The following is a 13888-nucleotide window of genomic DNA, read 5'->3' on the forward strand; positions in this document are numbered from 1 at the left end:
TCCTCTACAGTGCCCGCTTGGCATGCGCGGACATCTCGCCCATGTTGTCCAGACAGAAGAGTCTCGAGCTGAACTGCCACGACCCGTCGACGCAGGTGAAGCGATCGAAGTAGCGCCCCGCCAGAATAGGTTGCAGGGCAAGATTTTCGGTACCTTGGATGACCGTGACGTACGAGAGTGCCGTCGCTGATTCACCGTCGACCGCGATTCGCGTGTTGGTCAGCAGATGTTTGGTTCGTGGAACCGGCGGATCACCGTACATTCGAATGAAGCCGCTGCAGGCTGCGAACACTGCGTCGGCGTCGGACGAAATGAGCGTGATGGCAACCCCGTCCGGCCCGCACTGCCCGTAGTCGGACGAGGCGAACAATGCAGCGACTTCACGCAATCGGCCCTGATCGATCAGATGCGTGTACTCGCAGAGCAGGTCACGGATCGCCGACTCGGCGACGATCCGTGACAGCTCCGTGGTCATACGGTGATCTCGCGCCGAACCATCTTGCCGGTTGCATTGCGAGGCAACAGATCGCTGGTGATGCGCCACTTCGACGGCACCTTGAAGTAGGACAGTCGCTCGGCGGCGTAATCACGCAGCTCCGCCTCCGTTGTGGCGGCTCCGGGACGCAGGACAACCACGGCGGACACTTCCTGGCCGAGGTCGGGGTGCGGCATGCCGATGACAGCGCACTCGATCACGTCGGGGTGTTCGTCGAGCGTCTGCTCGATCTCGGTGGGGTAGACGTTCTCGCCGCCACGCAGGATCAGGTCGGAACGACGACCGGTGAGACGGAGACGCCCGTTCTCGATTACGCCGAAATCGCCGGTGCGGAGCCAGCGTCCGGGGGCAATTGCCGACTCGGTCGCCTCGTCGTTCTCCCAGTATCCGAGCATGACGAAGGGGCTGCGTACGCACACTTCACCTTCGATGCCGTCCGGCAGCCATTCGCCGAAGGGATCGCGAATCTCCATCGAGACGGTGATGATCGGACGCCCGAGAGTGCCTGGGAATTCTTCGAGTTCGGCGCCGACGGCGACCGCAATGGCGGTGCTGCATTCGGTGAGGCCGTAGCTGTCGACCAGAGCATTGCGTGCGAACGGCACCTGCTCCTTGAGGCGTTCCTTGAACGCGGGCGACGACGGCGCGGATGCCAGCGAGAATGCAGTCAGCGAAGAGACGTCGTACTTGGCGATGTTGCCGTGCTCGAGTAGCCGCGATGCCATCGTGGGGACAGCACCCCAGTTGGTGACGCGCTCGCGTTCGACCAACCCGAGCACCTTGTCGACGTCGAAGCCGCCCTCGGTCAGGATGACGGCACTGCCCGTCGCGAGACGGGGAACCACCAGATTGTGCAGGCTGGCGATGTGGAAGAGCGGGGAGGTGAGTAGATAACGCAGTGGGCTCGGCTTGGAAGCGTCGTACTCACGGCCGGTGAATGCGGCGCCGATCGCGTCGCTGTACTTGTGGTAGTCGACGACGGCCATCACGTTGCGGTGCGAATGGAGTGCGCCCTTGGGGCGGCCGCTGGTACCACTGGTGAACAAGATGACGGCAGGGTCGTCCTCGTCGATGTCGGTGCTCGGCACGTCGGAGCCTGCATATTCCGCGATGAGCGCGGGCAGATCCTCTTCCATGGTGAGGACCGTGATGTCTGCCGGCAGTTCGGGGAGGGCGGCGCCGCGCTTGGCGTCCACGACCAGAACCTTCGGACGTGAGAGCTCGATCCCGTGGGTGACCTCGCGCGGAACCCACCAACCGTTGAGACCGACAGCGATCGCGCCGAGCGCCTGCGTCGCGAAGAACGTCATGACCCATTCGGGAGTGTTGGCAGCGAGGATGCCCACACGGTCGCCCTTGCGGACTCCGTACTTGTCCCGCAGAGCAGTTGCCAGCGCGGCAACGGAATCGGCATGCTCGGTGAACGAGATTCGACGATCGCTGGTGACGAGATAGTCGCCGTCGCCCCAGGCGCGAGATGCCGAGATCAGTTCACCGATGGCGTGACCGCGGTTCTTCATCACAGGCATGACGGTGCCGAGAACCTCTTCTTCGACGATCTCGAATGGCCCACCTGGACCGGTGAGGCGTGAGACCGCCTGGTCCAGAAGCAACTGCGGATCTGCGGGGGCAGTCATGGAATGGCCTTTCGTATTGTGGCGCTTTTCACGTCACAAAATCTCACGAGAAAATCATATCTGTGGCGGCGGTTACCACTGAGCGAGACTGGGACCGTTCCGGCTCTGAGGCGTCGATACGTTCGAGTCGTATCGCAGTTGGAGTAATCGACATTCCGATATCGACTAGGACACAGGACACGATGACGAACACCGCCACCGAAGCATCTTCGAATGCAGCTCTTGCAGCTCCTCAGCGCGAGGACGTCGCGCAGATGTTGATCGACCGTCTCGGTGATCAGCACCTGGGTCTGCGGACGCGGACGCAGGACTGGAGCTGGGACGAGGTGGTGCGCGAGAGCGCAGCGCGCGGCTCGCTGGCGAAGTCGCTTCGCGCGCCCGGACCGTTTCACATCGGAGTACTTCTCGAGAACGATCCGGAGTTCCTGTTCTGGCTCGGCGGCGCGGTCCTGACCGGGGCCACGATCGTCGGCATCAATCCGACCAGGCGTGGAGCTGAACTCGAGGCGGAGGTCCGGTACGTCGACTGCCAGCTGATCGTCACCGACAAAGCAGGCTACGAGAAGCTTGCCGGCCTGGACCTCGGGCTGACCGAAGATCGTTTCGTCCTCGTCGACGACGCGTCGTACCCGGACAAGATTGCAGCACATCACGTCGAGTCGCCTCAGATCGACCTCGGTGTCGACGCGTCGACGCTGTTCTTGCTTCTCTTCACCTCGGGCACCACCGGAATGTCCAAGGCAGTGCGGTGCAGCCAGGGGCGTCTGACGCGGTTGGCCTACGCGAACTGCGCCAAGTACGACATCGACCGCGACGACGTCTGCTACTGCTGCATGCCGCTCTTCCACGGCAACGCGTTGATGGCTCTGTGGGCGCCGGCCCTTTCGCAGGGAGCTACGGTCTGCCTCGTTCGTAAGTTCACGGCCTCGGGATTCATGCCGGACGTTCGGTTCTACGGCGCAACATATTTCACCTACGTCGGTAAGGCCTTGGGGTATCTCATGGCGACGCCGGAACTGCCCGACGACATCGAGAACACCCTCACCCACGGCTTCGGGACCGAGGCGTCGCCGGGGGACAAGGCAGAGTTCATCCGTCGTTTCGGTGCACAACTTTTCGAGGGATACGGTTCGAGTGAAGGTGCCGGTTCAGTAGTGCTCGATCCGAACCAACCTGCCGGAGCGCTGGGCCGTCCCGCGAGCGAGAACATCGTCATCGTCGATCCCGATACGCGCGAAGAGCGACCCCGCGCAATTCTCGACGAGCACGGTCACGTGCTGAACCCCGACGAATCCATCGGCGAGATGGTCGACAAGGCCGGATCGAAGAAGTTCGAGGGGTACTACAAGAACGAAGACGCGATCGCCGAGAAGATTCGCCACGGTTGGTACTGGACAGGCGATCTCGGCTACGTCGACGAGGCCGGCTTCATCTACTTCGCGGGACGCAAGGGCGACTGGATCCGGGTCGACGGTGAGAACACTTCGGCCCTGATGATCGAGCACATCCTGCGTCGGCACCCCAAGGTGATCGCCACGGGTGTCTTCGCGGTGCCGGATCCGCGTTCGGGTGATCAGGTCATGGCTGCGATCGAGGTCGCCGATCTCGCCGATTTCGATCCGGTCGAGTTCGCCGACTACCTTGCCGCGCAGGCGGATCTGGGTACCAAGGCAGCGCCACGATTTGTTCGCGTTTCGACCGATCTGCCCGTCACGGGCTCCAACAAGGTACTCAAACGTGAACTTCAAGCCGATAGCTGGCGGACCGACGAACCAGTGTTCCACTGGGTGGGCCGAGGCACTCCCGAATACACGTTGATGACCGAAGCTGACGTGGTGAACCTGGAGAAGGAGTTCGAGACTCACGGCCGCACGCGGTTCCTGTGAGTGGAGTTGCGCTGGTGACCGGCGCTTCCCGGGGGATCGGCCGAGAGTGCGCGCTGGCATTCGCGCGCGCCGGATTCGACGTTGCAATCACTGCTCGCACCGTTCGTGAAGGAGAGGGGCGGGCAGCCCCGCGAACGAGGCAAGGCGAGCAAGTGATTCCGGTGCCCGGCAGCCTGGAGACGACGGTTGCCGAGATCGAGTCCTTCGGTGTGCGCGCATTGGCCGTTCCGATGAACCTGCTCGATCTGGCATCCGTCCGCGGCGCCGGTGAACGGGTGCTGGCCGAGTGGGGACGTGTCGACGTGCTGGTGAACAACGCCTATGCGCAGACGGTCGGAAACATGGACCGGGTGCTCGACATCGAGATCGACGACGCTCAGGCGATGGCGATCGGGAATTATCTGCACCAACTCGCTCTGGTCCAGGTGATACTCCCGTCGATGATCAAGAGCGGCAACGGCGTAGTGGTCAATCTGGCATCGGGCTCGGCGACCATGGATCCGCCTGCGCCTCCCGGCGAGGGTGGTTGGGGTCTGTCGTACGCCGCGTCGAAGGCGTCGTTCGGACGTATTGCCGGAGCGATCAACTCCGAGTACCGAGACGCCGGAATCAAAGCGTTCAACCTGAGTCCGGGATTTGTCATCACGGAATCAGGGAAAGCCCGTGGTGGCGCGGACGCAATCGTGGACGCCGGATTTGCGGCCACACCGGCATCCGTACCCGCTGCAGCGGCGGTGTGGCTTGCAACAGATCCCGATGCGGACCGGTACCTCGGTCGCGTCGTGGATGGTCCGAAATTGATGGCGACACTGGAGGAAACGGTATGAAGCTCGGCGTGGTCGTTCCGGTCGAACTGGGTCGAAGCGGAGACCCTGATTGGATTCTGCAATTCGCCCGTGCGGCCGAGTCGCTGGGTTTCGACGAGATCTCGGCAGTGGAGCACTCGGTGGTCATCGCCGACACCGAGAGCGAGTACCCCTATTCTCCGACCGGAAAATCGCATCTTCCCGATGACTGCGACATCCCGGATCCGCTCGAACTGCTTTCGTTCGTGGCGGGTGCCACAACCACTTTGGGCTTGTCCACTGGAGTTCTGGTGCTGCCCAATCACAATCCGGTAGTGCTCGCCAAACGATTGGCGACGCTCGATCGCCTTTCCGGTGGGCGATTGCGCATCTGCCTCGGCCTGGGGTGGATGAAGGAAGAGATCGAGGCGTGCGGCGGTGACTTCGAGCGCCGCGGCAAGGTAGCCGATGAGGCCATCGCGGTGATGCGTTCACTCTGGGCGGGCAAGGAAGCAGTCGATTTCGACGGCGATTACTTCTCGTTCAAGGGTGCGTACAGCTGGCCGAAGCCGCACCGCGAATCCGGAGTTCCGCTCTACATCGGTGGACACAGTCTCGCTGCTGCTCGGCGAGCAGGCCGGTTGGGTGACGGTTTCCAGCCGCTGGGACTGGCCGGTGAAGATCTCGACAAGGCTGTAGCGGCGATGAAAGCGGCTGCGGTGAAGGCAGATCGAGATCCTGCCGACGTATCGCTGGTACTCGGTGCGACACTGCCCAGGCTCGACGAAGCGAAACTCGACTGGGCACGCGGGTTGGGAGCCGATCGAATCGTGTTGTCCGCGAGTCGTCGTGGCACGTCGCTGGAACTGATCATCGACGAGATGGCCGAATGCTCGAAGCGGCTGGGGCTCGTAGCGTAATTCGCCCCGTCTGATCAGGGATGGGCCAGCCCGTTCAGGAGCATCGCGCCGACGAAGGCTGCGTTGTCGGCCGGGCTGTCGGCTCGGCGGGTGAAGCACCGCAATAGGAGGGTGTTGGTGATTCCCGCGGCGATGTCCATCGGAGCACTGATGGTCGACAAGACTCCGTTGTCCTGGCCCCGCTGCACAATCGGCGCGATGATCGAGGGAATGTTGAGTTTCTCTTTGAGCGACAGCAGGCTCTCGGGCTCGCCGTAGGTGTCGTGGGCAACGGCAACCAGCAGTGCATCCATGAACTCTGTTTCGTCTGAGGCTAGTTGAGCGCAGCGGAGTAGGAAGTTCTCGATGATCGCGACGTCACCGAGACCGATCAGGATGTCGTCGGCAACGGTTTCTCGCAGCGAGTCCACTCGACTCTGAAGGGCTGCCACCAGGATGTGGGGCTTGGTGGGAAACAGTTTGTTCGCGGCGGTGCGGGGAACTGCTGCAGTGTCGGCGATGTCGTTGATCTGCGTCATGAAGTATCCGCGCTTGCCGAATTCGCTACGGGCAGCGGCGAGAAACGCCGCTCGCGGATCACGCGGCAGCGGACGTGGCTCAGCGGGCTGGTCGATGGGACCGACAACGTCATCGAGGTGTTGGTGAAGGCCAGACATATCGACGACGGCGCCCAACATGGCGAGCAGCGCGTCGGACATCATGTCGGGTGAGATGGAGCGGGAATCGATGCGGCTACGAATGCGGAAACCGTCGATCACCGCGTTGACGGTGACAGCGAAGGTCTTGGTGGTGAACGGCCTTCGGAGTGTTGCGTCGGTTTTCTCGAAAAGGGCCTCGTAGGCAGCGGACACGAGCTCGTCGCGTCGACGATATTCGATTTCCAGAGCGGTGGAGGTTCGCCGGTGTGAGCCCGCAAAAATGTGCGAGAGAAGGCTTCTTGCAGTCGACGCGTCGTTGACGATTGCGTCGAATGTCTCTTTGACGAGAGTGGTGACCGTCGGACGAAGCGCGTCGTCGTTTGCGGCCAGCTGTGCGCGCACGGTCTGCTTCACCGTGTCTGCGCTGTGCAAGGTCGATTCGGTGAGGCTGGTGATCACGGCCTCGATGAATTCGGATTTGGTGCGGAACTTGCGGAAGAACGTAGCCTGCGACGCTCCGGCTTGGTTGACGACCTGTTCGCTCCGAAGTCCGCGTTCGAGAATGTCCTGAGGGGCCTCGACGAGCGACGTCACGCCGGCGTCGATGAGCAGCACGGTGGTGGCGTCGCGATCAGTCATCGTCAGTCCTTCGGTCGATCGGCAGTCTCGCCCGCACATAACGGGCAAACAAGACTTTATCGAGGTCAAGGCCTGCGTGGGTGCTGTTCTGAGAGTGTTTGCTCTCGCGCGAGAGTTTCCCCAGTCAACAAATGGAGTGACCCGGCGACCTTGCTCCGTTTTCATGGAATTCGACCGCGCCAAACAAGGCCTGGAAGTAAAGGACACGAGCGATGAAGACTACTGAATCACCGAGCCTCAGTAGGCGTGAAGTACAGGTGCTGTTGACCTGGATTCGATGCGACTCGAAAGCTGAAGTCTCGCGTGAGTTGTACATCGCGGAGGGAACGGTGAATACGCACCTCGCTCGTATTCGAGGGAAGTACGACGGAGTGGGCCGGACAGCCCCGACAAAGATGGCACTGCTTGCGCGAGCGCTGCAGGACGGGTTGATCGCAATCGACGAACTCTGATCGAAGCGCGAGCGATCGGGTGCGTCGATCCGGGAGTCAGTCGAGGGCGGTGGCGTCGGTTGTCGGCGTCTTGGTGCCGGGAGTCGCTTCGATGTCGAGAACGACCTGGCTGTCTGTGGCTTCTTCGGGGAAGACGTACCGACGCATGGCCCACCAGCGGAAGGCCGTCGCCAGCAGGGTCCCGATGATCGATCCGCTGATGAAGTCCGCGAAGTTTTCCATCAACACCGACACCTCGGGTTGACGCAGATGGAACACGTACCGGGAGGTCCAGAGTGGTACCTGGTTGATGGCCAAACCGATACCCGCGACGATGAAGAACAGAGCGGCCTCGTGATGGCGCTGTCGACCACCGCGCTGCGCAAACGACCATTCGCGGTTGAGGACGTAGGACAGAACCGTCGCGATCAGGACCGCAAGGATGTTGGCCGTCACCGGGTGCTGAGGCAGAACCGTCCACTTGATGCCGAAGAACAGCACCGTGGTGACGATGAAGGCGATGCCGCCGACCACCAGGAACTTGAGCATTTCTGCGTGCGGCAGGACGCGCACGAGAACCCGCTCAGGAAGCCTATTGACCATCTTTTCGACAAACGCCATTGTTCGAGGCTAACCCTGAATACGACCGACGGCACAAATCGTCGATGCCCGTGTCGGCAAGATCATCAGAATCCGTACCCGAGAATTGCGGGCTTCTGCGCGTTGAAAGCGAAGTCGAAATTCAGGATCTCCTGCGGATCGGACGCGTGGAGTCGGTGCGCCGCCGCGAAGGTCTTGGCCTGGTGCTCGCCCAGGTACAAGCTGCTCAGGACATCAGAGGGCATCGTGATCGCAGGCACCGCGTCAGTGGCCGTACAGGTGGCCTTGCCGCCCTTGACCTGAAGTGCGAAGGTTCCGCCGGCCTTCAGGAACGGATCTTCGACCTTGACGACTGTGTCCAGGTCAGCAGCATATTCACGAGCCTCGAGAGCCGCGGGAACGTCCATGATGCGCAGCCACAGTCGATCGGAGCGCGTCGTCGTCCGGGCAAGACGGTAGTCCGTCAGCATCAGCCGGAGTGGATCGGCAGGATGCTGGCGTGTCTCGATCCGGGTGACGAGGTCGAGGCCGCAGATCGTGCGCCACAGCGCCGCGTGCGCATCTTCGGTGATCGTCACGAACTCGTCGATCCGGGCGATGCTGTCGCGGCCCTCGCTCGTGTGCCGGTAAGCGATGTATCCGTCCGCGTGTGTCAGAAAGAACAGTCCGGAGGCGCCGTCACGATCCTCGGACGGGTCGGCGAACATATGGTCCCAGAGCGGTTGCGGACGGACCTGAGCGCCGGGTGTCTGCAGCCGCCAGCGATCGTAGATCTCGGGAAGAAGCGTCGAGGCAGCTTTGATGTCGACGATGGACACGCCACCGTTGTCGGGCACCTCGGGGCGGAATCGTGCGAAGCGGCGATCGAGGGTGATGCCTTCGCTGAAGGTGGCCGGGCCGTATCCGAAGCGGTTGTAGATGCCGGCCTCGCTGGCCGTCAGGGCGGCAAGTGGTGCTCCGGTCGACTCGATGTGGGCGTGAAGTGCAGTGAACATCGAGCGTAGGACACCACGTCGACGGTGAGTCGGGGCGACGGATACCCAGGTGATTCCGCGCGTGGGGAGTTGGCGTCCGCCGGGCACGGTGAATTCCATGTCGATTTCGATGGCCACGCCGACGGGTAGGTCACCGTCGACGGCGAGGATGATGTCCTCGGGCTTGTAGAGCGCCTTCGTCAGTTCGCTGACCGCGGGAGACGGGTGAAAACCGAACCCCACCGAGTCGAGTAGTTGGAGAGCCGGCCAGTCGCTCTCGGTAGCGGTGCGGATGGTGATCTTGTTTTCGGGGCTCACGTATATCGACTTTGGCATAGATTGCGTGAAGACGCACATGAATATCGGGGCTGACGTTTCCGCACCGGCTCCCAGGGGTACCGCCCGACGGACCAGTCCTGCGGCACGGAGAAAACCGATACGGAGAAACACTGTGGCGATCACCGACATCAAGGAATATGCCCATCTGACCGAGGAAGACGTCGAGGCACTCGGGCGCGAGCTGGATGCCATTCGGCTCGACATCGAGGAGAAGCGCGGCGCGCACGACGCTCGATACATCCAGCGGACGATCGCGTTTCAGCGCTCTCTGATGGTGGCCGGCCGCATCGTCTTGTTCGCCAGCAAGAAGAAGCCTGCCTGGATTCTGGGGACTGCGCTGCTGGGGGTCGGCAAGATCATCGAGAACATGGAACTCGGCCACAACATCATCCACGGCCAGTGGGACTGGATGAACGATCCCGAGATTCACTCGAGCAACTGGGAGTGGGACAACACCTGCCCGTCCTCGGGATGGAAGCACTCGCACAACTTCACCCATCACAAGTTCACCAACATCGTCGGACTGGACAACGACGTGGGCTACGGAATCATGCGCGTCACGCGCGATCAAAAGTGGCACGCCGACTACCTCTTTCAACCGATCACGAATTTTGTGCTCGCGACCCTCTTCGAGTGGGGAGTGGCACTGCATCACCTCGAAACGGACAAACTCCGCAAGGGTGAGGTGAAGTGGTCCGAGAAATCGGAGATGGCCAAGGACGTCGGTAAGAAGATCGCGCGTCAGGTGGCGAAAGATTACATCCTGTTCCCCGCCCTGACCGGCCCCGCGTGGAAGACCACGTTGACGGCGAACGTCGTTGCGAACCTCATCCGAAACTACTGGAGTTACGCCGTCATCTTCTGCGGGCACTTTCCCGACGGTGCCGAGAAGTTCACGCTCGAGGAATTCGAGAACGAATCGCGCGCTCAGTGGTACCTACGACAGATGCTGGGCTCTGCCAACTTTCATGCCGGTCCCGTCATGGCCTTCATGAGCGGCAACCTCTGCTACCAGATCGAGCATCACTGCTTCCCGGATCTGCCGAGCAATCGGTACTCGGAAATCGCGGTGCCGCTGCGGGACTTGTGTGACAAGTACGACCTCCCGTACACGACCGGGCCGCTGTGGAAGCAGTACGGATTGACTCTGCGCACCATCTGGAAGTTGTCGCTGCCCAACAGGTTTCTCTCGGCTTCCCAGGACGACGCTCCGGAGACGCACTCGGAGTTGAAGTTCCGCATCCGAGGCGGAATCAAGGAAGTGTTCGGCGTCGATCCGCAGACGGGTAAGCGGCGCGGACTGCGAACAGCGATCGCGATGGTCTCGAGCTGATCAGTTACCGCTTGTGCGCCATTGAACGAACCACGAGATCGCCGGTCGACTGGATTGCCTGCACCAGCACGATCAAGATCACGACTGCGACGAACAGCACCGGTGTGTTGAATCGTTGGTAGCCGTACTTGATTGCGAAGTCGCCGAGTCCACCGGCGCCGATGGCACCTGCCATGGCCGAGAAGCCGATCAGCATCACCGCCGTCAGGGTTGCTCCTGCTACCAATCCCGGAACGGATTCGGGCAGTAGCACCTTGGTGATGATGTCTTTGTCGGTGGCGCCCATGGACCGCGCTGCCTCGACGCGTCCGGAATCGACTTCACGCAAGGCGTTCTCGACGACGCGCGCAAAGAAGGGCACCGAACCGATGGTCAGCGGGACGATCGCTGCCGTGGCGCCGAGCGCTGTTCCGACGATCGCCCTCGTTGCCGGGATGAGGAGCACCAACAAGATGACGAACGGCAGCGAACGGCCGACGTTCACCACGGTGCCCAGAACCGAATTGAGGACGCGGTTGGGACGGATTCCGTCGGGCGCGCTCGCGTGCAACAGAACACCGAGAGCGATACCGATGATCACGGTGAGCACGAACGAGACACCGACCATGTAGAGCGTGTCGAGTAGGGCTTCCCATGCTTCGCCCAGGGAATCCTGCCAGGACGTCTTGTTCATGAGAACGTCACCTTCACTCCGCGCTGCGAAAGATGTTCTTCGACAGACTTTCTTGTCTCTTCGTTGCTGACGAGTCCCGTGTGTGAGGCGAACTCCACGCGAAGGCGACCGACCTGATGGGATCCGATGTCCTCGATACCGCCGGAGATCACGGTGACGTCGACGTCGAGATCTCGTGAGAGTTGGGAAATCACGGGTGAGGTGGACAGTGAATCGACAAAGGTGAGGAGCGCCGGAATTCCGGTCGTGGACGTTCGTACCGTTCCGGTCGGCAGTAGCGCCTCTCCGAGGGGTGAGTCCGGGTCTGCGACCAGTTCGGTGAGCGTTCCCTCGTCGACGATGCGGCCCTGATCGATCAGCGCAGCGCGATGGCAGATCCGTCGAACCACGTTGAGCTCGTGGGTGATCAGAACAATGGTCACACCGAGTCGTCGATTGAGATCGGCGAGCAGGTCGAGGATCGAATCGGTTGTGTCCGAGTCGAGGGCGCTCGTGGCCTCGTCGCACAGGAGGACGTCGGGTGAAGCCGCCAAGGCTCTCGCGATGCCGACGCGTTGTTTCTGGCCGCCGGACAGTTGCGAGGGGAAGGCGTCACGTCGGTCTTCCAAGCCCACCAACTCGATCAGCTCGTCGACGCGGGCACGTCGATCTGCCCGCGAGTATCCCGCCACTTCGAGAGGGAAGGCGATGTTGGCGGCGACCGAACGGGAATGCAGCAGGTTGAAATGCTGGAACACGACACCGATCCGCTTGCGTGTGTCGCGCAGTTGCGCTGGGCTCAACGCGGTCAGATCGGTGTCGCCCAACAGAATCCGGCCACTGGTCGGGCGTTCGAGCAGGTTGAGGCAGCGCAGCAAAGTCGACTTGCCGGCGCCGCTCTTGCCGATGATGCCGAAGATTTCGCCGTCTTCGATTTTCAGGGATACGGAATCGAGTGCATGCAGAACTTGTGTGCCGCTGCGGTATTCCTTGGAGACCGATTCGATCGAGAAGACCATGACGGGTCTCGATCAGGTAGCGCTGGCCGGAATGACCGAGCCCTGATAGGTCTGCTCGATGAACGTCGCGACGTCGGCGGACGTCAATGCCTCGGCCAACTTCTGTACTCGCGCATCGTTTTCGAGCGAGGTGCGTACGGTCAGGACATTGGCGTACGGGTTGCCCTCGGCCTTCTCGAGCACCAGGGCGTCCTTGGCCGGGTTGAGGCCACCTTCGATTGCGTAGTTGCCGTTGATGATTGCGAGATCGACATTTCCGTCGTCGAGCGTGCGCGGCAGCTGCGGGGGATCGACCTGGGTGAACGTGAGTCCCTTGGGGTTGTCGATGATGTTCTTCTCGCTGATCTGCGTGATGTCGGTGCCGGGGGCGCCCAACTGCTGATCGAGCTTGATCAAACCGGCCTGCTGCAGCAGGTACAGCCCACGGGCGAAGTTCGTCACGTTGTTGGACAAAGCGACCGTTGCGCCCTGGCGCAGGTCGGCCACGTTGGTGACCTTCTTGGAATATGCACCGAGGGGCTCGACGTGGACCTTCGCCACGGCGACCAGGTCGTCGACACCCTTTTCCTTCGACCACGATTCCTGGTACGGCACGTGCTGGAAGAAGTTGGCGTCGGTGTCTCCGGCTTCGAGCACCTCGTTGGCGTCGAGATCGCCGGTGATCTCGCTGACCTCGATCTTGGTGTCACCGAGCAGGCCCTTTTCTTCGACGAACTTCAGGATCTCGGCGTGCGGAACCGAAGAAGCGACGATGCGAAGAGGTGCGTTCTCGTCGGAGGAGTTGTCGCTCGAGCACGCGGCTACGGTTCCGACTGCGACGGCGGCCACTGCGAAGGCAGCGAGGAATCTTCTGGTGCGCGAGCGTGACATGTGAATCTCCAAGACATAGCCGAACGCACGCCGAGATGGCGTGACAGTTGCTGAACGCTAGCCCGGTAAACCTCCCGTGAGGAGATACAGAATCACCGCGATTTTTTCATGTACCTATTGTCCGAGCAGGATGACCGGAACGTCCTCGGCAAAATCGACTACCAGTTCGCGACGCGAGAACAGCCAGGTGCCGTCGATCTTTTCGAAGCTGTCCTGGTAACGAATCTCGATCCGGTTGTCCCGGTGGCCCTCGCCCCGCGGATAGATGTGGTGAGCGGAGCAGTAAGCCTCACCGTGTGCGGTGGTGGGGCCGTCGAGGTCGAGGATCTGCTGCTCGACGATGTGCCGGGTCGAGTGCAGATGTGAGACGGCGTCGACCACCGAACTGCTGACGACGGAGTTCCCACGTATCTCCGTCGGCGCACCCGTTCCGTTCAGTGCCGGCGGCAAGACGAATGCCACGTCGTCAGTGAAGAGAGCCGCAAGTGCAGTGGTGTTTCGGCGGTCGACGGCCTGTGCGTACCTGGCGGCCAAGTCGGTGAGAGCGACGCGATCCGAGGAGTCCATGCGCATATCTCACCCTATGTGACGCCGCTCATGTTTCGGCTTCCCGCTCATCGAGACACTCACAGCGCCCACCTGGGCATCTGGTTAGCGTCCAGGCCAAGA

General features: G+C 61.7%; 14 protein-coding genes. 5 read left to right on the plus strand and 9 right to left on the minus strand.

Features of this window, described 5'->3' with window-relative positions:
* Nucleotides 1-4: 4 nt before the first annotated feature.
* Nucleotides 5-475 (minus strand): nuclear transport factor 2 family protein, encoded by a 471-nt coding sequence (locus V3587_RS01820; protein ID WP_042448401.1) that lies wholly within the window; start codon nucleotides 473-475, stop codon nucleotides 5-7.
* The gene (locus tag V3587_RS01825; RefSeq protein WP_007732670.1) at nucleotides 472-2133 is read right to left on the minus strand and encodes a class I adenylate-forming enzyme family protein; all 1662 of its coding nucleotides are present in this window, start codon (nucleotides 2131-2133) and stop codon (nucleotides 472-474) included. The genes V3587_RS01820 and V3587_RS01825 overlap by 4 nt, the downstream gene beginning before the upstream one ends.
* A 254-nt stretch (nucleotides 2134-2387) precedes the next feature.
* Between V3587_RS01825 and V3587_RS01830 the strand changes: the two genes are divergently transcribed.
* Genes V3587_RS01830 through V3587_RS01840 form a run of 3 tightly spaced genes read left to right on the plus strand, consistent with a single transcriptional unit; the run spans nucleotide 2388 to nucleotide 5724 of the window.
* Entirely contained in the window at nucleotides 2388-4019 is a 1632-nt protein-coding gene (locus tag V3587_RS01830) for an AMP-binding protein (protein WP_411742221.1), read from the plus strand.
* Nucleotides 4016-4846, plus strand: coding sequence for an SDR family NAD(P)-dependent oxidoreductase (locus tag V3587_RS01835; protein ID WP_054187455.1), 831 nt, complete (start codon nucleotides 4016-4018; stop codon nucleotides 4844-4846). The genes V3587_RS01830 and V3587_RS01835 overlap by 4 nt, the downstream gene beginning before the upstream one ends.
* Nucleotides 4843-5724 carry an LLM class F420-dependent oxidoreductase gene (locus V3587_RS01840; protein ID WP_283376055.1) on the plus strand — a complete coding sequence of 294 codons (882 nt, stop codon included), beginning with the start codon at nucleotides 4843-4845 and terminating at the stop codon, nucleotides 5722-5724. Before V3587_RS01835 ends, V3587_RS01840 begins: the two co-directional genes overlap by 4 nt.
* A 14-nt stretch (nucleotides 5725-5738) precedes the next feature.
* Here the strand turns inward: V3587_RS01840 and V3587_RS01845 are convergent, their stop codons facing one another.
* On the minus strand, nucleotides 5739-7001 hold the full coding sequence (locus tag V3587_RS01845) for a TetR/AcrR family transcriptional regulator (protein WP_283376056.1): 1263 nt from the start codon (nucleotides 6999-7001) through the stop codon (nucleotides 5739-5741).
* A gap of 212 nt (nucleotides 7002-7213) precedes the next feature.
* Here V3587_RS01845 and V3587_RS01850 point away from each other — a divergent pair, with 212 nt between their 5' ends.
* Nucleotides 7214-7453 (plus strand): LuxR C-terminal-related transcriptional regulator, encoded by a 240-nt coding sequence (locus V3587_RS01850; RefSeq protein WP_037128651.1) that lies wholly within the window; start codon nucleotides 7214-7216, stop codon nucleotides 7451-7453.
* A 36-nt stretch (nucleotides 7454-7489) separates the two neighbouring features.
* Here the strand turns inward: V3587_RS01850 and V3587_RS01855 are convergent, their stop codons facing one another.
* The gene (locus tag V3587_RS01855; RefSeq protein ID WP_003939753.1) at nucleotides 7490-8053 is read right to left on the minus strand and encodes a GtrA family protein; all 564 of its coding nucleotides are present in this window, start codon (nucleotides 8051-8053) and stop codon (nucleotides 7490-7492) included.
* Between the two features lie 65 nt (nucleotides 8054-8118).
* Nucleotides 8119-9324 carry an enhanced intracellular survival protein Eis gene (locus V3587_RS01860; protein WP_030536997.1) on the minus strand — a complete coding sequence of 402 codons (1206 nt, stop codon included), beginning with the start codon at nucleotides 9322-9324 and terminating at the stop codon, nucleotides 8119-8121.
* Between the two features lie 133 nt (nucleotides 9325-9457).
* Between V3587_RS01860 and V3587_RS01865 the strand changes: the two genes are divergently transcribed.
* Nucleotides 9458-10678 carry a fatty acid desaturase family protein gene (locus tag V3587_RS01865; protein WP_007732653.1) on the plus strand — a complete coding sequence of 407 codons (1221 nt, stop codon included), beginning with the start codon at nucleotides 9458-9460 and terminating at the stop codon, nucleotides 10676-10678.
* A gap of 4 nt (nucleotides 10679-10682) precedes the next feature.
* Here the strand turns inward: V3587_RS01865 and V3587_RS01870 are convergent, their stop codons facing one another.
* The 4 genes from V3587_RS01870 to V3587_RS01885 all read right to left on the minus strand — a co-directional run bounded on the left by V3587_RS01870 (nucleotide 10683) and on the right by V3587_RS01885 (nucleotide 13792).
* Entirely contained in the window at nucleotides 10683-11351 is a 669-nt protein-coding gene (locus tag V3587_RS01870) for a methionine ABC transporter permease (protein WP_042448389.1), read from the minus strand.
* The gene (locus tag V3587_RS01875) at nucleotides 11348-12349 is read right to left on the minus strand and encodes a methionine ABC transporter ATP-binding protein (protein WP_007732648.1); all 1002 of its coding nucleotides are present in this window, start codon (nucleotides 12347-12349) and stop codon (nucleotides 11348-11350) included. Before V3587_RS01875 ends, V3587_RS01870 begins: the two co-directional genes overlap by 4 nt.
* Nucleotides 12350-12361: 12 nt before the next feature.
* Entirely contained in the window at nucleotides 12362-13219 is an 858-nt protein-coding gene (locus tag V3587_RS01880) for a MetQ/NlpA family ABC transporter substrate-binding protein (protein WP_003940478.1), read from the minus strand.
* Nucleotides 13220-13333: 114 nt separating this feature from the next.
* Nucleotides 13334-13792, minus strand: a complete 459-nt coding sequence (locus V3587_RS01885; protein ID WP_030537000.1) for a nuclear transport factor 2 family protein — start codon at nucleotides 13790-13792, stop codon at nucleotides 13334-13336.
* Nucleotides 13793-13888 lie beyond the last annotated feature (96 nt).

Source organism: Rhodococcus sp. IEGM 1306, assembly GCF_036541985.1.
In the GTDB taxonomy this organism is placed as follows: domain Bacteria; phylum Actinomycetota; class Actinomycetes; order Mycobacteriales; family Mycobacteriaceae; genus Rhodococcus_F; species Rhodococcus_F qingshengii.

Coding starts and splice junctions, on each gene's coding strand:
- V3587_RS01845 (WP_283376056.1), bottom strand. CDS start 7,001: ATGACTGATCGCGACGCCACCACCGTGCTGCTCATCGACGCCGGCGTG.
- V3587_RS01875 (WP_007732648.1), bottom strand. CDS start 12,349: ATGGTCTTCTCGATCGAATCGGTCTCCAAGGAATACCGCAGCGGCACA.
- V3587_RS01840 (WP_283376055.1), top strand. CDS start 4,843: ATGAAGCTCGGCGTGGTCGTTCCGGTCGAACTGGGTCGAAGCGGAGAC.
- V3587_RS01850 (WP_037128651.1), top strand. CDS start 7,214: ATGAAGACTACTGAATCACCGAGCCTCAGTAGGCGTGAAGTACAGGTG.
- V3587_RS01880 (WP_003940478.1), bottom strand. CDS start 13,219: ATGTCACGCTCGCGCACCAGAAGATTCCTCGCTGCCTTCGCAGTGGCC.
- V3587_RS01825 (WP_007732670.1), bottom strand. CDS start 2,133: ATGACTGCCCCCGCAGATCCGCAGTTGCTTCTGGACCAGGCGGTCTCA.
- V3587_RS01830 (WP_411742221.1), top strand. CDS start 2,388: ATGTTGATCGACCGTCTCGGTGATCAGCACCTGGGTCTGCGGACGCGG.
- V3587_RS01820 (WP_042448401.1), bottom strand. CDS start 475: ATGACCACGGAGCTGTCACGGATCGTCGCCGAGTCGGCGATCCGTGAC.
- V3587_RS01855 (WP_003939753.1), bottom strand. CDS start 8,053: ATGGCGTTTGTCGAAAAGATGGTCAATAGGCTTCCTGAGCGGGTTCTC.
- V3587_RS01870 (WP_042448389.1), bottom strand. CDS start 11,351: ATGAACAAGACGTCCTGGCAGGATTCCCTGGGCGAAGCATGGGAAGCC.
- V3587_RS01885 (WP_030537000.1), bottom strand. CDS start 13,792: ATGCGCATGGACTCCTCGGATCGCGTCGCTCTCACCGACTTGGCCGCC.